The organism is Spongiibacter marinus (genome assembly GCF_016906995.1).
GTDB classification, from domain to species: Bacteria; Pseudomonadota; Gammaproteobacteria; order Pseudomonadales; family Spongiibacteraceae; genus Spongiibacter; species Spongiibacter marinus.
In genome coordinates this window covers 233646-251726 of sequence record NZ_JAFBBD010000001.1, presented here as the reverse complement: position 1 = coordinate 251726, position 18081 = coordinate 233646, and the positions used below count along the sequence as shown (strand labels likewise).

At 56.4% G+C, this 18081-nt stretch carries 19 protein-coding genes; 5 read left to right on the top strand and 14 right to left on the bottom strand.

The window, feature by feature from the left end; translation table 11 throughout:
• The first annotated feature begins 102 nt into the window (after positions 1-102).
• Positions 103-237: a hypothetical protein gene (locus HNR64_RS17295; protein WP_275587286.1), complete on the top strand. Its 135-nt coding sequence runs from the start codon at positions 103-105 to the stop codon at positions 235-237.
• 300 nt (positions 238-537) lie between these two features.
• Positions 538-3597, top strand: a complete 3060-nt coding sequence (locus tag HNR64_RS01185) for a parallel beta-helix domain-containing protein (RefSeq protein WP_204994793.1) — start codon at positions 538-540, stop codon at positions 3595-3597.
• A gap of 42 nt (positions 3598-3639) precedes the next feature.
• On the opposite strand, the gene HNR64_RS01180 is transcribed toward HNR64_RS01185, so the two are convergent.
• Positions 3640-4809, bottom strand: coding sequence for an alkane 1-monooxygenase (locus HNR64_RS01180; protein ID WP_204994792.1), 1170 nt, complete (start codon positions 4807-4809; stop codon positions 3640-3642).
• Positions 4810-4911: 102 nt separating this feature from the next.
• Here HNR64_RS01180 and HNR64_RS01175 point away from each other — a divergent pair, with 102 nt between their 5' ends.
• Entirely contained in the window at positions 4912-5946 is a 1035-nt protein-coding gene (locus tag HNR64_RS01175) for an AraC family transcriptional regulator (protein ID WP_204994791.1), read from the top strand.
• Here HNR64_RS01175 and HNR64_RS01170 read toward each other — a convergent pair whose 3' ends face one another.
• The 10 genes from HNR64_RS01170 to HNR64_RS01125 form a co-directional block, all read right to left on the bottom strand.
• Positions 5947-6285 (bottom strand): HopJ type III effector protein, encoded by a 339-nt coding sequence (locus HNR64_RS01170; RefSeq protein ID WP_204994790.1) that lies wholly within the window; start codon positions 6283-6285, stop codon positions 5947-5949.
• A gap of 109 nt (positions 6286-6394) precedes the next feature.
• Complete coding sequence (locus HNR64_RS01165; protein ID WP_204994789.1) at positions 6395-8044, bottom strand: TIGR03545 family protein; 1650 nt, start codon at positions 8042-8044, stop codon at positions 6395-6397.
• A gap of 162 nt (positions 8045-8206) precedes the next feature.
• Entirely contained in the window at positions 8207-8806 is a 600-nt protein-coding gene (rdgB, locus tag HNR64_RS01160; RefSeq protein WP_204994788.1) for an RdgB/HAM1 family non-canonical purine NTP pyrophosphatase, read from the bottom strand.
• A 3-nt stretch (positions 8807-8809) separates the two neighbouring features.
• Positions 8810-9280, bottom strand: a complete 471-nt coding sequence (locus HNR64_RS01155; RefSeq protein WP_204994787.1) for a DUF4426 domain-containing protein — start codon at positions 9278-9280, stop codon at positions 8810-8812.
• Positions 9281-9307: 27 nt separating this feature from the next.
• Complete coding sequence (gene metW / locus HNR64_RS01150; RefSeq protein WP_204995023.1) at positions 9308-9898, bottom strand: methionine biosynthesis protein MetW; 591 nt, start codon at positions 9896-9898, stop codon at positions 9308-9310.
• Entirely contained in the window at positions 9898-11049 is a 1152-nt protein-coding gene (metX, locus tag HNR64_RS01145; RefSeq protein ID WP_204994786.1) for a homoserine O-succinyltransferase MetX, read from the bottom strand. The genes metW and metX overlap by 1 nt, the downstream gene beginning before the upstream one ends.
• A 9-nt stretch (positions 11050-11058) precedes the next feature.
• A complete protein-coding gene (locus HNR64_RS01140) occupies positions 11059-11361 on the bottom strand; it encodes a DUF167 domain-containing protein (RefSeq protein WP_204994785.1) in 303 nt (100 codons plus the stop codon).
• Between the two features lie 7 nt (positions 11362-11368).
• On the bottom strand, positions 11369-11956 hold the full coding sequence (locus HNR64_RS01135; RefSeq protein ID WP_204994784.1) for a YggT family protein: 588 nt from the start codon (positions 11954-11956) through the stop codon (positions 11369-11371).
• An 8-nt stretch (positions 11957-11964) separates the two neighbouring features.
• Entirely contained in the window at positions 11965-12792 is an 828-nt protein-coding gene (gene proC / locus HNR64_RS01130; protein ID WP_204994783.1) for a pyrroline-5-carboxylate reductase, read from the bottom strand.
• A gap of 194 nt (positions 12793-12986) precedes the next feature.
• Positions 12987-13745 (bottom strand): YggS family pyridoxal phosphate-dependent enzyme, encoded by a 759-nt coding sequence (locus HNR64_RS01125; RefSeq protein WP_275587285.1) that lies wholly within the window; start codon positions 13743-13745, stop codon positions 12987-12989.
• 99 nt (positions 13746-13844) lie between these two features.
• On the opposite strand from HNR64_RS01125, the gene HNR64_RS01120 reads away from it, so the two are divergent.
• Positions 13845-14879, top strand: a complete 1035-nt coding sequence (locus HNR64_RS01120) for a type IV pilus twitching motility protein PilT (protein WP_027873266.1) — start codon at positions 13845-13847, stop codon at positions 14877-14879.
• A 59-nt stretch (positions 14880-14938) separates the two neighbouring features.
• Entirely contained in the window at positions 14939-16063 is a 1125-nt protein-coding gene (locus HNR64_RS01115) for a PilT/PilU family type 4a pilus ATPase (RefSeq protein WP_239547484.1), read from the top strand.
• An 11-nt stretch (positions 16064-16074) separates the two neighbouring features.
• Here HNR64_RS01115 and ruvX read toward each other — a convergent pair whose 3' ends face one another.
• The 3 genes from ruvX to HNR64_RS01100 form a co-directional block, all read right to left on the bottom strand.
• A complete protein-coding gene (gene ruvX, locus HNR64_RS01110) occupies positions 16075-16503 on the bottom strand; it encodes a Holliday junction resolvase RuvX (protein ID WP_204994781.1) in 429 nt (142 codons plus the stop codon).
• A 53-nt stretch (positions 16504-16556) separates the two neighbouring features.
• A complete protein-coding gene (locus HNR64_RS01105) occupies positions 16557-17126 on the bottom strand; it encodes a YqgE/AlgH family protein (protein WP_204994780.1) in 570 nt (189 codons plus the stop codon).
• A 68-nt stretch (positions 17127-17194) separates the two neighbouring features.
• Positions 17195-18079: an energy transducer TonB gene (locus HNR64_RS01100; RefSeq protein ID WP_204994779.1), complete on the bottom strand. Its 885-nt coding sequence runs from the start codon at positions 18077-18079 to the stop codon at positions 17195-17197.
• Between the last annotated feature and the right edge of the window lie 2 nt (positions 18080-18081).

The following is an 18081-nucleotide window of genomic DNA, read 5'->3' as shown; positions in this document are numbered from 1 at the left end:
CTCTGGACTGTGGTAACTGCGTATACCAATTATTTCCTGCTCGTCTAACGTATAACAAACGCCGAAAATCGGCGAATCCGAGCGAGAACAAGGTATACCGTTATGACACCCGGACTATTTTTACTTGCGTTCGCAGTCGCGCTTGTTGCCTGGCACTCTTTGATGCCGGTGCGCAGCGTTAAAGCGGCGAGTGCGCAAGAAAACGGCGATGCAAAGGATATTGATACGCGTCAGTAAGCTGGAGCAAGGATGTGCCGTCGCAGTTTTGGGACGGGTGACATCACATGACGGGACACTGCCGAAATGGGCGGCGGTGATCGAATACGATGACACCAAATTTACGGGGCCTTTTTAGGCCCCTTTTTTTATCCGCATTTTTCTTCTTTCAGTCCTCTACGGCATCAATTTATTAATTTATGTATTAGTGGGTATCTGATAGCCTTTCGGGCAAATTGCTGCTGAGGTGTGCAGATGTAGCTGCTATGGCACACCTAATGCATTAATGAGAATAACTATATTGGCCATAGGTAGTGAGTGATGATGCGGTATCTCGCGGGAATACTTTTATTATTAACGGCGCTGACAGGGTGTGGGGGCTCCGGTTCGAGTTCGTCGGGTGGCTCGGGCGATGTTCCGGGCGACAATGGTGGCGGTGACCAGGAGCCCGTTGTCGGCCGAACGTTTGTCATTGAGCCGGGAGAGTCCGCCACCAATGATATGGTGACGGCGATGATCGCCGCCCGCCCCGGTGACACTATCGAATTTAGCGAAGGTTACTTTGAGCTGCGCTCAGGGCTGCAGATTTCCTCCACGGAAAATATTCACATCAAAGGCCAGGGGATGAACGAAACGATCCTGTCCTTCAAGGAGAGTAGCTCGCAAGAGGGCTTTTTAGCCAATACGGTCCGCGGGGTGGTTGTCGAGGACCTCACCGTTCTGGACTCGCCGGGCGACGCTTTTAAGCTTCAGGGGGTTGATCACGGCACCCTGCGTCGGGTGAGGGCCTTTTGGTCGAGTGGCCGCAATACCGCCGACGAAGACCCGGTGACGGCAGAAAATTACCGAGAAAAGCTCCAGGTTGCCTGTACCGATCCGGCGCGGCATAACCCGAATAACCCAAACCCCACTGAAACCGATACCACATCGCCGGATTACACCGTCAGTATTCTGTCGGGGCGCTACGGTATATACCCGGTCAATTCGCAGAATATCCTGGTTGAGAATGCGGAGTCTGTCGGTGCTTCGGATGCCGGGATTTACGTTGGTCAGACCGATAATGCGATCATTCGCAACAGTCGCGCGGCATTTAATGTCTTCGGCTTTGAGATCGAGAACGTGCGCGGCGGTGAATACATGGGCAATATTGCCGAGTGTAATACCGGCGGTTTCCTGATCTACGACCTGGATGGCCTAACTCGCTACGGCAGCCGCACGCGCATGTATCAAAATATTGCCCGCAACAATAACACGTACAACTTTGCTGAGCCGGGCAGTTTGGTTGCAAACGTTCCCCGGGGGGTCGGTATGATCACCCTCGGCTACGATAAAATCGACGTGTTCGATAACGTTTTCGAAGATCACGGCACAGCGGGTATCGTACACACCAGCTACGAGTTGATGGGGCCACCCGGTGATCGGCGCCTGGATATGTACACCGAGGGTGTGCATATTTTCAACAATACCTTTAAGAACAACGGTAATGATGTTCCCCAGCCGGATTTCGCGACAATCTTGGCGACAGAGGGCGAGCAGGTAACATCGGCGTTTCCTTTGCTGGTCGGCTTGAAGGTGGCGGCCGCTACGGGCCAATACCGCGGCGCGCATATTGTTTGGGATGGCTATGCAGACAGCTACAACGAAAATTGCCCCTATCCTACAGATGATCAAGGCCAGCCTATCCCTCGGGATGAAGAGGGCAAGCCCATCTCCGGTAACCACTACCCCAACCCGGATTGCCGCTACAACGCTTACAAGTTTGATACTGCGACTGTCGAGCGCAAAAAGCCCCAGTGGTGGTTCTCGTGTATCGATGATGACAATAACTTCGATGGTGACAGCTTAGCCTACGCCAACTTCCACGGTACCGAGGGCCTGGAGTTACTGCTTAATGCGCCGCCAGAGTCACCGGATGACCTTATCGAGGTGGTGCAGGGGCTGCAGGGTTTCGCTGCAGATACCGATATTAGCCCCCATAAATGTGACGATCAGTACGGCAGTAACTTGCCGTTATTACCGCCTATTGTCATTCCTGAGTTTGAGCCGTCAGTCGCCGTTGATCCCGCGCCTACTCAGGCTGAGATCGACGCACTGTGCGAGGCATCCACCCCCGCGGGCGAGATCAACGCAGCGGCCTACCGCGTCAACTGTCCGCAGTTGGATCAGTATCAGCTATTCGCTGATGCGGAGGATCCTCGGAGCATGCCCAACGGCCGCGGTGTGCCATTTGTCTTAAACAGCAAGCTGTTTTCCGACTACTCCACCAAGTATCGCGCAGTGTTTATCCCAGAGGGAGAGCAGGCCGTTTACCGAGATGGCGCCGATGGCAGCAATGCAACGATCCTGTTCCCGGTGGGAACAATCATCGCGAAGAGCTTTGCTTTCGCCGATGAAACCACCAACAGCGAAGAGGTAGTGGAGACACGTTTGCTGATCAAGCGTAAAACCAGCAGCGAACAGGTTTACTGGGACGGTTTGGAATACATCTGGGAGCAGGAAAATGGTAAGCGGGTTGCCCGCCTCGCCCAGGGCGGAGGGGTTGCCAGCGTGTCGTGGAATTACCACGATGTAAACAGCGGTGAACTGTATAACGGCGCCACCGACGAATACCTACTGCCCAATGCGAATCAGTGTCTGAGCTGTCATTCGAATGACGATGCGGAAACCGGTGCGGCACCGATCGGGCCCAAAGTGCGCAATCTGAATCGCCCGTTTGCCAGTGAATCGCCGATCAATTCTGGCATTGAGCAACACCCGGTGAATGGTGAAAACCAGATCTTGTATTGGTGCCGCAACGGCCTGATGAAAAACTGCCCAGCGGGCTTGCAGCTCGATCCAGTCACTAGCTACATCACCAATATTGAAAGAAACCCAATCTTTAACGTTCCCGGCGACTCCGGTGCCGATGCGGATAGCGATGCCGATATCGAAGCCCGGGTGCGAAGCTATCTGGAGGTCAACTGCGCCCACTGCCACAACCGTCGCGGTTTGGCTCAAAATACCGGCTTCTATCTGGATGTCTTCCGTGAGGTGAATGACACCTATGGGATTTGTAAGGGGCCGACTGCCAGTGGAACCGAGGGGCGCGGCGGCCGAGAGTATGACATCGTACCGGGAAGTGCCGCGGAGTCTATTCTGCCTTATCGGCTAGGGCCCGAGGCCACCAGCCTGGCAGCGAAGATGCCGCCCATCGCCAGAAGCACTGTCCACAGCGGCGCCTTTACGCTGGTGAGCCAATGGATCAATGACGTCGTTGATAGTAGTTACGACAATGCCGATGCCTGTAACGGCAGTTCAGATGAGCCGGATGACTCGCCGACGTTACCGTTGTGTGCACCGGATCAAGTGCCGGGCATTGGTGGCGAGTGCCTGCCGCTGTAGTGATGAGCAAGGGGGCAAAAGGCCCCCTTTTTTATGAGGCGGTTACGCGGCGAGCGTTAATTTCTTAGCGTATTTTTCGCGTTTGCCTGGCAGCACATTGATCTTTTCCAGGTCTCCGCCGGCCCATTCAATAACGCGTTTATCCATCACTTTGAACCACAGTGGTGGAATATATGCGAGCAAGAACATTTCGTAATAGCCCCATGGCAGCTGAGGCACGTCGTCGAAGTGGCGGAGGCATTGGTAGGAGCGGCTGGGGTGTGCATGGTGGTCAGAGTGGCGCTGCAGCTGGAAGGTAAACAGGTTTGATACCAGCGCATTTTGATTCCAGGAATGCTGTGGGCGAGGGGGCTCATAGCGGCCACTGCTGTCTTTGCCGCGCAGCAAACCATAGTGCTCAATGTAGTTGGCCAGTGATAGGTTCATATGTCCCAACCATGCACTGAACAGAGCAAAGCCAAGAATCACAGGGCCAAACAGCAGGCCTATCGCCGTGAAAAAGCTGAGGCCGATGATCACGCCGGGTAGGATTTCATTTTCCAGTGACAAAACGGACTTGCCTTTCTTAGCCAGGCGCTCCGCTTCCAGCTTCCAGCCACGGTACCAGGTTAAAGGCTGCTCCCTGAGAATAAATTGGTAGAAGGTTTCGCCCATTTTTGATGAGGCGGGATCGTCAGGTGTCGCGACATAGCGGTGGTGACCGCGATTGTGTTCAACATTGAAGTGCGGCAGCGCGGCGATACCCAAGGCTAGGCTGGCCGCCCAGCGATCGCTGCGATTGCGCTTGTGGCCGAGTTCGTGGCCCAGATTGAGCAGGCCGCCGCCAAAGCCCATGCAGGAAACGGACAGTGCTGCCAAACCCCAGATCGACAGATCGGCCCACCACGCATAATAGATACCGGCGCAGAGCGCAGCGATAGAGCCGCCGAGTGCACAGAACAATGCGGCTTTGAAATAGCCGTCGGCCTCCAGTGCTGGAACGTCCTCTTCTGCATGGTTATTCGGATCTTGGCCGAGTAAGCGGTCGAGCAGGGGGACGCCGATGTAAAACAGCGGGTAGCCGATCATCAGCCACGCGACGTTGCCGGTGAGCTCGGCGGGGATAATGCCAATTAGTAATACCCAGGGCATCACGGTCGCGTTGACTAGCCACAGCCAGCGCAGGCGTTGTGTAAGGTCGGTAATCGACACGAAAGATGTGGTGTTTGCCATGAGATAGGTCTCCGCCTTGTTATTATCTTCGCCCAGCTTAGTCCGCCTTGTTAGAGCTGCCCATGTTGCGACTGACCTCTATTATTGTTAATTTCGGCCATCATGAATAAAAATAACAATTATGGGTCGGCAAACTACCATGCGCTGCGCCCCGCGCTGGGGCTACTCGTGTTGTGCCAGGCGCTCGATGAGCTGGCACTGGATACCGATGCCGTATTGGTCGCCACTCACCTGACTCGGGACTTTTTGGAAACGCCCGACGCGTTGATACGTCGGGAGCAGGAAATCGCCTTTATCGAGCATGTGCTGGCCAGTAACCCGCGTGCCGACCTGGCGTTTCGTGTTGGCCTGCGCTACCACTACGGCGCCTTTGGTGTGTGGGGCTTGGCGCTGACCAGCAGCGAAAATTTAATACAGGCCTTTGAAGTGGCTCATGAGTTTATCGAGCTCACCCACAGTTTCGCGGGCCTGGAGCTGAAGCTTGATGGCGACATTGCCACGGTTGAGGTGCATGCTGATTACCCGGCCGGTCCGGTGAGAAACTTCGTTATTGAGCGTGATTTGGTGATCACTTTGATTATTGCCGCGGAAGCGGCAGGTCGACGATTGCCGGTCATTGATGTGGAGATCAGTTTGCCGAGGCCAGACTACGCGGCGGAATTGGAGCGAATGGCCGGCGTGCAGATTCAGTGGGCGGCGGAGCATACTCGCGCCCACATTCATCGCGAGGAATTACTGAAACCCCTGCCTCAGGCAAACCCGATTACCTGGTCCGCCTGTGTGCGCCAATGCCGGGACCTGATTGCTCAGCAGCATGGTGAGCGGCCCTTCGAGATTCGCTTGCGTCAATTGATTGCCGAGAGCCATTTTGCGGGGATCAAAGTGGTGTGCCGCCGTTTGGGTGTTTCCGAGCGCACATTGCGGCGCCAACTGCGCGATGAGGGCCACAGTTTTCGACATCTTCAAGAAGATGTGCGCCGGGAGCTGGCCGAACAATGCTTAGCCGATCCGGCACTCAGCCTGGAAGCCATTGCTGAGCGCCTTGGTTACAGTGAAACGGCGAATTTCTGCCACGCCTTTCGTCGCTGGACCGGGCGTAGCCCGGGCGCCTACCGACGGGGGCTGCAGCCTTACTGACTACTTGGCGGTGAGCGCTTCGCCCTCAAAGGCGATGCCGGTCCAGCCGCTACGCATAAAGTTGCGGATATTGGCGTGATCATCGCCGTTGGGGTGCTGAAGTACATCGATGCGATAATAGTCGCCGAAAGCCTGAAGTGTGGCCTGCTCGCTCAGCCCTTCGCGCAGGGCAAAGGCAAAAATTTTGCAGGAACCATTATTGCTGTTGGCGGCATTGTGCGTATCGCCGTTGCGAAAAGCCGTGGGCGTAAAGTCGAAGTTCGTGTCGATATACTCGATAACATCAGTAAATTGGGCGCTGCCGGCCTCCAGGGCCGCGAGCAAAGTGTCTTTGTTCATGGGGGTTCCGAAATATGGCTAAACGGGGCCGGGAAGTATAGCGGGCCTGCTTCGATGAGTCAGTGCAAGGCAGGCCCGGGTCAACGTAGGGCTACAGCATGACACAGGGCTACAGCATTTTGCGCGCCAGTTCCTGCATCAAGGCTTCCATTGCCGCTTCGCGGTCGCCGAGCAGGTCTTTGTAACCGGCCAACAATTCGCGCTTTTCTTGCAGTTGGTTGAGCTCGCTGCCGTATTTGTTTTGAATATCAGACTTTAGCGAGGCCTCCAGCTCTTTCAGTTGGCCCTTCAGTTCTTCACCCAGAACGTCGCCCAAAATGCTGTCAAGGTTGGACTTGAGCTTAACGATGGGGTCGTCGACGCTGCCATTCACGCGCATGTCCATCACCAGCTTGCTGACACCCTCCAGCGCGCGAGCCAGGCGTTGCGCGGTTGGGTTTTCGTCGCCCGCACTGGCCACGAGAATTTTAGCTTGGTTGACCAGGCCTTTTACCGAGCCGCTAAGGTCGTCGCCATTGAGAGAGAAGTTCGCGGCAATATCGGCCAACCCCTGCTCGAGCTGGAGCGGCAGTTGCGGGCTTTGTGAGAGCGCGATACCTGACAGCAGTAACTGCTTGAGGGTCATGCTTACGTTGGCGCTCATGGCATCATTTTGCTGCTTAAACAGACCGTCGATGAGCAATTGCGCCTGCTCCTCAACACCGCCTTGCAGTTTCATGGCAATGGGCTTTTCAAGCTTGTCGGTTATGTTTTCAATTTTTCCGTTGTAAGCCAGCTTTTGCTCGCCAACCATTTGGTAACCGTCGATCAGCACTTCGCGAATCAGTATGCTGACGGGCAGTTCGCTGCTGCCGGCGGGCTCGCTGGGCGCAGAGGATTCCTTAGCGGCGAGCTCTCCCATCGTTTGCTTATAAAGCGTTAGGCCGCGCTGCACGAACTTTGTCGCATCGTCACCCAGCAGGAAGCGCAACATGCCGTCGGTGCCTTGGTCTACGCCATACTTGCTCATAATGCGCTGCGACTGTGCAGCGGGCAGCCGGGCTGCGCGTGAACTTAAGGTTTTGGCGGTATCCACGTCGGCGGAAATTTCCTTATTCAGCCCTTTGAATTGTTTGAGCTCGTCTTTGATGTCATCGCGTAGCTGTTTGGCACCGGCAATGCGCTCAAAGGTGTTCTTCTCTTTCAGTGCCTCCCAGCGCGCTTTAAATTCGTCGAGGCGCTCCTGTTGAGGAAGCGTCTTTGATTTCTCTTGCCACTTTTCCTCCAGGGTTTTGAAGCCGTTTTCGATCTCCTCCACCTCTGCCTGAATAATCGCCTGCTCTTCGGCCATAATGGCATTGGCGTCGGGCAGCTCAATGCTGGGCAATCCGCCTTCTTCTTTGGGCTTGGCGGGCGGCATGCTGCCGTCGAGGGTACCCGGCGTGCTGCGTTCGGTGGCCATCTGCAACCCGGACAATAAAACCTGATCGGCGATAAACTGACGCTTGATCAGCGCCGTGCTGTCGACGTCGGCCGACACCTTCTCGCTTTCCAGTAGGTTGCTCATCGGTTCATTGGGGTTGGCGACGGTCAATCCGTACAGGGCGACATGGGTCGGATAGAGCTGGATATCAACGTCGTCGACATTGACTTTGGCGCCGACGGCTTTGCTGCCTTCGCTCTCTATCGCCCACTTGGCGATAGGTTCCAGTGCAAAGGCCACTGTGGCGACGATAATAACGACCAATAGTAATAGGCCGCGCAGTATCCATTTCATCATGCGCTTACACTCCTTATTGTGGTGCGGGCAGGTGTTTACCCAGTAGTGGTGACAGCATAGCGATTCCCTTGTGACCTCGAAACCGCCATTTTGCTCAATTGTGACGCGGAGATAGCCGCCGGTTCGCGGGCGTGGCGGTCAGCCAATGTGGCGGGGGGCTGCTTAGCTGCCGCCGAATTCGGTGGGCAGGCGCTTCACCAGCTGAGAAACGGCGAGGCCGCGGTGACTGAGGCGGTTTTTTTGCTCGGGGGGCAACTCCGCCGCGCACTTGTTTAGCGCGGGGATAAAAAAATGGGGGTCGTAGCCAAAGCCGTTTTCGCCTCGTGGTGTATCCACAACCTCACCCAGCCAGCGGCCCTCGCAAATGATCGGGGCGGGGTCTTCCGGGTGGCGAACAAATACCAGCGCGCAGTGGAAATGGGCTTTGCGTTGGCGGATGTCAGCCAGATCGCGCAGCAGCTTGGCATTGTTGTCGGCGTCTTTCGCGCCGGCACCGGCATAGCGGGCCGAATAGATGCCGGGTGCGCCGCCCAGCGCGTCGACACAGAGCCCGGAGTCATCTGCCAGTGCTGGCAGGCCGGTTTGCAGGGCGGCATTGCGCGCTTTAATCAGGGCATTCTCAACAAAGCTCAGGCCGTTTTCCTCAGCCTCTTCAACCTGCAGGTCGCGCTGACTGATCAGTGAAAAACGCTCACCCAAAAGCTGGCTGAATTCGGCGAGTTTGCCAGCGTTGCCTGTGGCGACGACAATTTTTAAGGTCATGCCTTAATTCTCTATATGCAGGGTTTTATTGAACTGAATATCGTAGGGCTGGGGGCGAGTGGCGGTGTTCACGCGCAGGCGGAAATCGCGGGTTTCCTGTTTGCCATCAATGGACAGCTCGGCGATGTAATAAATAGCATCCTGCTCGATGACTTCTCTAAAGTTCAGCGGCGTTCGGTGTATCAGGTCTGAGCTGCTGCCACTGACTGTGGCCCGGATAGGCTCGCTTGTGCCATCGCTGGCATGTCGAACCGATACATTGACGAGGAATTTGTCCTTGCCGCGCGTAATGCCATAGCTTCGGGCAACCTCAGGGGTGAGAAAACCCGTGTTGAGAACATTGAAGTAAACGGTGTCAGCGCCGAAGGTTTGCGACGTGGGCGGCGACACCGGCGCGGCGGCGTCTTGGGCGAGGCTGGGCCATGCACACAGGCCTACAATCATCAGCATTACGAGTTGGCGGGCTGCGCTCATGTTCATTTCCTTGCCGTTTGCAGTGGTTTATTTACTAATATGGTAGACCGCCGTCACCCCGAGCACATTGGGAAAGCGCTGGGCGAGGGCCCCTTGCGTGTTGTCTCCGCTGACTACGCTGCTGTTGAGAATGCGGATGAATTTTTCTTCGCACAGGGCTTCAAAGTCGCGCACGGTACAAAAGTGGATATTGGGCGTGTCGTACCACGTGTAGGGTAAAAACTTACTCACCGGCATTCGTCCGCGGCCCGTGAGGTGCCAACGGCTGCGCCAGTGGCCAAAGTTCGGGAAAGTGACGATACACTCGCGGCCGACCCGCAGCATTTCGTCGATAACGAGATGCGGATAGCGCAGCGTTTGCAGGGCCAGCGTCATCACCACAACATCGAAGCTGTCGTCGCGAAAATTCCCCAGGCCGGTGTTGAGGTCGTGCTCGATAACATCCACGCCCTTGCTCAGCGCTTCGGTAATATTATCGGGGTCGATTTCCAGGCCCAAGCCGGAAACTTGCTTCTCTTCAGCCAGGGTTTTGAGCAGTGTGCCGTCGCCGCAGCCCAGGTCGAGGACCCGGGCGCCGGGCTTGATCCAGGGCTGGATCAGGGTCAGGTCAAAGCGCATCACAGGCCCTCCGCTACACGTTTCATGTAGGCGTTGAATACCGCCATATAGCGCGGGATGGGAATCAAAAACGCATCGTGTCCGTGATTCGCCTCAATTTCTGCATAGCTAACGGATTTGCCCGCCGCGACTAAGGCATCGACGATTTCTCGCGACCGGTCCGGGGCAAAGCGCCAATCCGAGGTAAATGACATCACCATAAATCGGCACTTGGCGTGGCTGAATGCCGCGACTGGATCGTCGTCGTACTCGCGGGCCAAGTCGTAGTAGTCCAGAGCCTTCGTCATCAATAAATAGGTGTTGGCGTCGAAGCTTTCGGCAAAGCGCGAACCCTGATGGCGCAGGTAGCTTTCTACCTGGAACTCCACGGGCCCTTGGGAGCCGAGTTTCAGGTCTCCGGCCTTGAGGTCGCGGCCGAATTTTTCCTTCATGCCGTCGTCGGACAAATAGGTAACGTGGCCGATCATTCTGGCCAGTGCCAGGCCCTGGCGGGGCAGCGTGTCGTGCTCTAGATAGCGGCCCTGGTGAAAGTTGGGGTCGGAGCAAATGGCATTGCGAGCGATCTCGTTGAAGGCGATATTCTGCGCCGACAGCTTCATTGCCGAGGCGATCACGACGCAGTGGCGCATGGCATCGGGGTACTCCAGTGCCCAGCGCATCGCCTGCATACCGCCGAGACTGCCACCGATGATGGCGGCCCATTGCTCAATGCCAAAGTGCGCCATCATCAGGCGTTGGCTCTCCACCCAGTCGCGACAGCGCAAAGGCGGGAAGTCCGGCCCCCAGGGCTTTCCGGTTTCCGGGTTGGTGGAGGTGGGGCCGGTGGAGCCGTGGCAGCCGCCGATATTGTTAATGCTGAGTACGAAGAACACATTGGTGTCGATTGGCTTTCCAGGCCCAATGCAGCTGTCCCACCAGCCGGGCTTACGCTCATCAGGGTGGTGTCGCCCCGCGGCGTGATGATGGCCGCTGAGTGCGTGGCAGATCAGAATGGCATTGCTGCGCGCGGCATTTAGCTCGCCGTAGGTTTCAAAAACGATATCGTGTTCGGGCAGGCTGCGACCACAGGAGAGCGCCAGTGGCTGATCAAAATGCAGGGTCTGTGGCGTGACGATGCCGACGCTGTCTTGTTGCTCTGGCTGGTGTGTCACCTTCCTGAATTACCCCTTGTTAACGGCGGTGATGTGCAAATTTTCCGGCAGCTTGCCGGGTGTTTGAATTCTAAGGGTTTTTTGTCGACTTTGCGCGCCTGACGACAGGCTGACCTGGGCTTTTTTTACCCCGAATTGGGCTGCGAGAAAGGCGCAAAGTGCCCGATTGGCTTTGCCGTCTACCGCCGCTGCCCGCAATCGCACCTTCAGGCGCTCGCCATGATGCCCGGCAAACTCTTCGCGACTGGCCCCCGGCTGCACGTGGCAGCGCAATATCAGCGTATCGTCCTGCCAGGAATAAAAGTCTGCCACTGGGCTGCTACAAACCCATTACCAGTGCGGGGTGAAGGCCGACAGACGCCCCCATGTGGCGGAGCAGAACTTCCAAAACATTAATACTCAGAAACACCAGTATTGGTGAAAGGTCGAGTCCGCCGAGTGGTGGTATTAACTTGCGAAACGGCGCCATAACCGGCTCGGTGATTTGGTAGAGCAATTGCGCGCCGGGGTTATAGCTACCCTGAGCCACCCAGCTAAGGATAATGCTGCCGATGATGGCGAAGAAATACAGGTTAAGAACCATCGCGCACAGGCCAATGACTGACCAGAGCAGAATTTGCGCAGGGTTTGGGAATACGCCGAACAGAATTTTGCACAGCAGCGTAATGCCTATTGCCTGCACCGCAAAGGCGAGTAGCAACGATGCGCTGTCGATGCGGCCCAGCGGCGGCAGTAAACGGCGCAGGGGCAGCACTAGCGGGTTGCTGAGTTTCACAATGGCCTGAGAGATCGGGTTGTAAAAGTCGGCCCGCACCAGCTGCAAAATTAACCGCAGCATAAATACCAGCAGGGTCAGGCTGATAAGCGTGTTAAGCAGTAAATAGGAAATATCATTGAATGCTGACATGGCTGGTTTTATTCCCCTTCGAGCTCTCGGCCCAGTTCTTCGGCCCGCAAGGCCGCACCGCTGAGTGCGGCGTCGACGAGTTGGCGAAAGCCGCCGTCTTCAAAAATAGTGATCGCGCGCTCAGTCGTGCCCTTTGGTGAGGTGACGCGGCGGCGTAGCTCGGCGACATCCACATCGCCCTCCAGTGCCATTCTGGCGGCACCAAGGGCCGTTTGCTGGCTGAGCTTAGCGGCTAGTTCGCTGCTTAGTCCCAGCTTTTCACCGCTGGCTTGCATCGCTTCCATCAACAGGAAGAAATAGGCCGGGCCACTGCCAGACACCGCGGTAACGGCGTCCAAATCCGCTTCGCTGTCTACCCAGAGCGCCAGGCCCGTGGCCTGCATAATTTTTTCTGCCAACTGGCGCTGTTGCTCGGAGACGGCATCATTGGCATAGAGCCCTGTTGCGCCGCAGCGAAGTAGAGCGGGGGTGTTGGGCATGCAGCGCACGATTGCTAAATCGCCGCCAAGCCAACGGTTTAGGCTGTCGCTGGTGATGCCTGCTGCAATACTGATGACCATTGGGCGATGTTGCTGCACCAGTTTGCTGATTTCGCTGGCAACGGTTTTCATAAGTTGCGGTTTGACCGCCATAACGATCACATCACAACCGGGAATGATCGCGTGGTTGTCTTGGCTGGTTTGAATATTGCCCAGCGCTGACAGCTTGGACAGACTGTCGGCGTTGGGGTCGCCCGCGCGAATATTCTCAGCGTCGATGCCACTGGCGAGCAGTCCGCCGATAATGCTGGCAGCCATATTGCCGCCGCCAATGAATCCGATTGTTGCTGTGCTCAACGAGAACCTCCGGTGCTATCTTGCCGCGCTGGCAAGGCGAATAGGCCAGCGAGTATATCAGGCTGCAAATGGGGGCTGAAGTTAGGGGCTGTTTACACTCACTAAATTATCGCTGCTGGCGCTGACTTTCAGCCCGACTTATGTCCTTGACCCATTCCAAATAACTTCGGTTACGTGATGAATGTGGGCGCGCCTTAATTCGTGGCGGGTGTTCGCGGGCCAAAGATGGCGGTGCCGACGCGCAGCAGAGTAGAGCCCTCGAGAATGGCGGCGTCAATATCACCGGACATCCCCATCGACAGCGTGTCGAGGGTGAGCCCGGGTAGCGCTGATGCGATTTGATCGCGAAGTTGCCGAAGTTGCGCAAACGCTTGCCGCTGCTCGGCAAGGTCGGTGCTGGCGGCGGGGATGGCCATGAGGCCGCGGAGTGTAAGCCCCGGCAGTGCAGCGACGCCTCGGGCGAGATCCAGTGCGTCGCTGGGTAATACCCCCGACTTTGTGGTTTCCTCGCTAATGTTGACCTGCAAGCAAATATTCAGTGGGGCTAGTGATGCTGGCCGCTGATCGCTGAGTCGACGGGCGATCTTGAGTCGGTCAACACTGTGCACCCAAGAGAAATGTTCGGCGATCTCGCGGGTTTTATTGGATTGTATCGGGCCAATGAAGTGCCAGCAGATATCGAGGTGGCTCAGTGCTTGTTGTTTTTCCCTGGCCTCTTGTAGATAGTTTTCGCCGATATTATCCAGGCCGTTGGCCACCGCGTTGGCAACTTCGTCGGCATTGCGGGTTTTGCTTACCGCTAGCAGGGTAATTTCTGCTGGATTGCGCCGCGCATCAGCGGCACATTGAGCAATGTGCGCTCGCAGGGATGCTATATTTGAAGACAGTACCTGGGAGTGAGTCATCGCTATTTTTTGCTCCACGTCGCGTTGTGGTTGATAGGGTGCTGCCATAATAAAAGCATTGTGTTGGCGCGCTGCGGTAACGCATTATCCTACTACGCATAATAATAGAGAGCGGCAGCCTGCCCATTGCTGTAACTAAGGAGAATCATGGATATTACAGAGTTGCTGGCGTTTAGCGCCAAGCAAAATGCCTCGGATTTACACTTGTCTGCCGGCCTGCCGCCGATGATTCGTGTCGATGGCGATGTGCGGCGCATCAATGTGCCGCCCATGGAGCACCGCGAAGTTCACAGCTTGATTTACGAGATTATGAACGACCGCCAGCGGCGTGACTATGAAGAATTCCTCGAAACCGACTTCTCCTTTGAGGTGCCCGGTGTTGCCCGCTTCAGGGTAAATGCCTTTAACCACAACCGCGGCGCTGGCGCGGTATTTCGTACAATTCCGTCGAAGGTGCTGACCCTAGAAGACCTGGGTATGGGCAAGGTCTTTCAGGACGTATCCATGTTGCCGCGCGGGCTGGTGTTGGTGACCGGCCCCACGGGTTCGGGTAAGTCGACGACACTCGCGGCGATGATCGACTATATCAACGACAACAAGTTTGACCATATTCTCACCATCGAAGACCCCATAGAATTTGTACACGAGTCGAAGAAATGCCTGGTGAACCAGCGCGAGGTGCATCGCGACACACACGGCTTTAACGAGGCACTGCGCTCGGCGCTGCGTGAAGACCCCGATATCATCCTGGTGGGGGAGCTGCGCGACTTGGAGACCATTCGTTTAGCACTGACGGCCGCTGAAACCGGGCACCTGGTATTCGGGACCCTGCACACCACCTCTGCGGCAAAAACCATTGACCGGGTTGTCGACGTATTCCCTGGGGAAGAGAAGTCTATGGTGCGCTCCATGCTTTCCGAATCGCTGCAGGCAGTTATCTCGCAAACACTGCTGAAGAAACCGGAGGGCGGACGGGTTGCTGCCCATGAGATTATGATTGGCACGCCCGCCATTCGTAATTTGATTCGTGAAGACAAAGTCGCGCAAATGTATTCAGCCATCCAGTCCGGGGCGAATGTTGGTATGCAGACGATGGATCAGTGCCTGAAAGAGCTGCTGTCCAAGCGGCAGGTCACGCGCGATGCGGCTAAATTAAAAGCGCGCTTCCCCGAGAATTTTTAGAATAAGAGGGCGCGAGCGCCGAGGAGAGTAGGGTGGAAATCGAGAAGCTGCTGCGCATCATGCAGGAAAAAGGCGCTTCAGACTTATTTATTTCGGCAGGGGTGCCACCTTCGGTGAAGCTCAATGGCCAGCTGATTCCCATGAGCAGTAATGCCCTGAGCCCCGAGCAGGCTCGGGAAGTTGTGCTGGGCGTGATGAATGAGCAACAGCGCCGCGAGTTTGTTCGCGATAGAGAGTGTAACTTCGCCATCAGTTCGCGGGGCATTGGTCGCTTCCGTGTCAGTGCCTTTTACCAGCGTAATCTGGTGGGGATGGTATTGCGCCGAATTGAAACGCGCATTCCCACCACCGATGAGCTTGGGCTGCCGGATACGATCAAGGATCTGGCGATGACCAAGCGCGGGCTAATTATCTTTGTCGGTGCGACGGGAACGGGTAAATCAACGTCGCTGGCATCGATGATCGGTCACCGCAACGAAAACTCGCGCGGCCACATTATCACCGTGGAAGACCCCATCGAATTTGTGCATCAGCACCGTGGTTGTATCGTTACTCAGCGCGAGGTGGGCATTGATACGGAGTCCTTTGAAGTGGCGCTGAAGAATATGCTGCGCCAGGCGCCGGATGTCATCATGATCGGTGAGGTGCGCTCGCGGGAAACCATGGAGCACGCCATCACCTTTGCTGAAACCGGGCATTTGTGTCTCTGCACCCTGCACGCAAACAACGCCAACCAGGCACTCGACCGAATCTTGCATTTTTTTCCGCCAGAGCGTCACAGTCAGCTATGGATGGATTTGTCATTGAACCTGCGGGCGATGGTGGCGCAGCAGCTGCTGCCGACCCGCGATGGACAGAGCCGCCGCGCTTGTGTGGAAATACTGCTTAATACACCCCTGGCTGCTGACTTGATTCGCAAGGGCGAAGTGGCCGCGCTGAAAGACCTGATGCGCCAGTCCACCGAGCAGGGGATGCAAACCTTTGATCAAGCCTTGTACGACCTGTACGTGGCGGGTGAAATTACTTACCAGGATGCCATCGCTCACGCGGATTCGGCGAACGATCTGCGGCTGCTGATCAAGCTGGGTGCCGACAACGACGTTGACCAGATGCACAGTGCGGCGGGTAACTTGACGATGCAAGAGGTGGAAAAGGACACCCCGGGCGGCATTGGCCGCCGCTAGTTTGCAGGGGACTAATTTTGCCCCTGCTCCCGCATCCAGCTTTCCAAGATGATCGCAGCACTAAGTCCGTCGACGCCGCGGTCTTTGAAAGCCTGATTGCCTGCCTGCTCAATCAGCTCCCCTTTGGCTTCGAAGCTGGACAGTCGTTCGTCAGCAAAGTCGACTGCAACGCCAAAACGACCGTGAATGCGGTTGCCGAACTTTCGCGCGCGCTGACACATTTCTGACTCGCTACCATCCATATTTAACGGCAGCCCGACGACCACGGTTTGCGGTTGCCATTCTTTCAGTAGCGCCTCGATTTCATGCCATTGCGGAATGCCGTCTTTGGCGCGCAGCGACTTCAGTGCTGACGCGCTGCCGGTGAGGCTTTGGCCCACGGCGCAACCAATCCAGCGGAGTCCATAGTCAAAGGCGAGATAACGTTGTGCTGCACTCATAAGGGTAGTTTTCTATTGGGGAGGCGGCATTGTAGCGCAGCGAAGGGCCTTCTTCAGGCGTGGCCGCTATCGGAGCCGAGCTGGGCGAAATTAATGCCGAGTTTCGCCAGTGCAGCATCGACACGTTGATCGGCAGGCGTATCGAAAATAACTTTATCGTCAGCGGGTAGTGACAGCCAGGCATTGTCGGCGAGCTCTTCCTCTAATTGGCCGGGCGCCCAGCCAGCATAGCCAAGGGCAATGAGTGTGTCAGCGGGGCCGCTGCCACGTGCGATAGCGTCGAGGATGTCCAGTGAGGTGGTAAGCGCCAGTTTGGGGCTGATTTCAAGGCTGGCATCCCAGCGCTGTTTGTCGCGGCGATGCAAAACAAAACCGCGGTCTGTATGAACGGGACCGCCGGCAAAGACGGGCTGTTTGCGGTGTTGCCCGGGTTCGTCGAAGTCGAGCTGGGCCAGAATTTCCTCAACATCCATATCCAGCGGCCGGTTGACGATTAAGCCCATAGCACCATTCTCGTCGTGCTCGCAGAGATAGACCAGGCTATGGGCAAAAATGCCTTCGCCGAGGTTGGGAAGGGCGACAAGGAAGTGATCCTGCATTGACGAAAAGGTGGGCTCAGCCATAACAGCTCCGAGGCAAGCAGTTAGCGCAGTAAGTTTTAGTATGGGGTAATTTTTGCCAATCTCAAGCGCTAGCGGCTGTTCGCGCGCAGACTGTTGCGCTCGAAGCGCCAGGTGCGAACGATGCCCAGGCGATTTTTGCCATCGAGTACGTCTTTGGGAATGGCTTCGTAGGGGGCCGCAAGTCTGACGATTCGGTTCGCCGCCTTGTCGAGCTCCGGGTGGCCAGAGCTACGCATAATTCTCACTTCATCGATACGGCCGTCAGGGAAAAGCATAAGCAGCATGCGTAGCTCGCCAGTCAGGCCTTGTTTTCGGGCGCTTTCCGGGTAGTGCAGGTTTCCAATATGCTCAACATGTGACTCCCAGCGGTCCAGATACAAGGCGTCGGGTGAGCCGCGGGTTGCGACGGAGGTGATAAATTTCGGCCTGGGCATGCTGGCATAGGCCTGGTTTAGGTGGTCAAGTTGGGCTTCGAGCGCCGCGATGTTCTCGCTCAGCTCGGTCATGTCGTCATCGCCATTGAGAGGCTGCGGCTGGCGCTTATCGGCGTTTTGGTCCGTAGTGATGTGCTGCGCACTGGCGTTGCGACTGTGGAGAATGGCGCGATTTTCACTGGCCTGCTGGGCCTTCGCTTGTTTGAAAACGTGTTCAGGTGGCGCGCTATTATCGTGGAAGGCGCTATCTATCCGGCTGCTAAGCTCTGCTTTGTCCTTCAGGCTGCCGCTGCCTAATTGGTCGTGCTGGGCAATATAGTCGGCCTTTTCCGGCGCATTTTCGCTTTGATATTGCGCGAGCGTGACCTCGAGGCTGGGGAGTTTTGGGTCACTGCTCAGCGCAGAAAAGCTGATGCCCAAAATAAGTGCTGCGTGCAGCGCCGCTGCGAAACAGAAAATAAAGCCGAGGCGCTCGGGCGAGTCCGAACGCTCTTCGTGAATAGGGAAGGCGACGGCCATGG

Bases quoted from the DNA above. Each gene is read 5' to 3' on its own strand.
- HNR64_RS01155 (WP_204994787.1), bottom strand. From the start codon at position 9,280: ATGAGCGCAGCCCGCCAACTCGTAATGCTGATGATTGTAGGCCTGTGT.
- metW (WP_204995023.1), bottom strand. From the start codon at position 9,898: ATGCGCTTTGACCTGACCCTGATCCAGCCCTGGATCAAGCCCGGCGCC.
- HNR64_RS01180 (WP_204994792.1), bottom strand. From the start codon at position 4,809: ATGGCAAACACCACATCTTTCGTGTCGATTACCGACCTTACACAACGC.
- rdgB (WP_204994788.1), bottom strand. From the start codon at position 8,806: ATGACCTTAAAAATTGTCGTCGCCACAGGCAACGCTGGCAAACTCGCC.
- HNR64_RS01135 (WP_204994784.1), bottom strand. From the start codon at position 11,956: ATGTCAGCATTCAATGATATTTCCTATTTACTGCTTAACACGCTTATC.
- HNR64_RS01120 (WP_027873266.1), top strand. From the start codon at position 13,845: ATGGATATTACAGAGTTGCTGGCGTTTAGCGCCAAGCAAAATGCCTCG.
- HNR64_RS01185 (WP_204994793.1), top strand. From the start codon at position 538: ATGATGCGGTATCTCGCGGGAATACTTTTATTATTAACGGCGCTGACA.
- HNR64_RS01175 (WP_204994791.1), top strand. From the start codon at position 4,912: ATGAATAAAAATAACAATTATGGGTCGGCAAACTACCATGCGCTGCGC.
- HNR64_RS01125 (WP_275587285.1), bottom strand. From the start codon at position 13,745: ATGGCAGCACCCTATCAACCACAACGCGACGTGGAGCAAAAAATAGCG.
- HNR64_RS01165 (WP_204994789.1), bottom strand. From the start codon at position 8,044: ATGATGAAATGGATACTGCGCGGCCTATTACTATTGGTCGTTATTATC.
- ruvX (WP_204994781.1), bottom strand. From the start codon at position 16,503: ATGAGTGCAGCACAACGTTATCTCGCCTTTGACTATGGACTCCGCTGG.
- HNR64_RS01115 (WP_239547484.1), top strand. From the start codon at position 14,939: ATGCAGGAAAAAGGCGCTTCAGACTTATTTATTTCGGCAGGGGTGCCA.
- HNR64_RS01105 (WP_204994780.1), bottom strand. From the start codon at position 17,126: ATGGCTGAGCCCACCTTTTCGTCAATGCAGGATCACTTCCTTGTCGCC.
- HNR64_RS01170 (WP_204994790.1), bottom strand. From the start codon at position 6,285: ATGAACAAAGACACTTTGCTCGCGGCCCTGGAGGCCGGCAGCGCCCAA.
- HNR64_RS17295 (WP_275587286.1), top strand. From the start codon at position 103: ATGACACCCGGACTATTTTTACTTGCGTTCGCAGTCGCGCTTGTTGCC.
- HNR64_RS01100 (WP_204994779.1), bottom strand. From the start codon at position 18,079: ATGGCCGTCGCCTTCCCTATTCACGAAGAGCGTTCGGACTCGCCCGAG.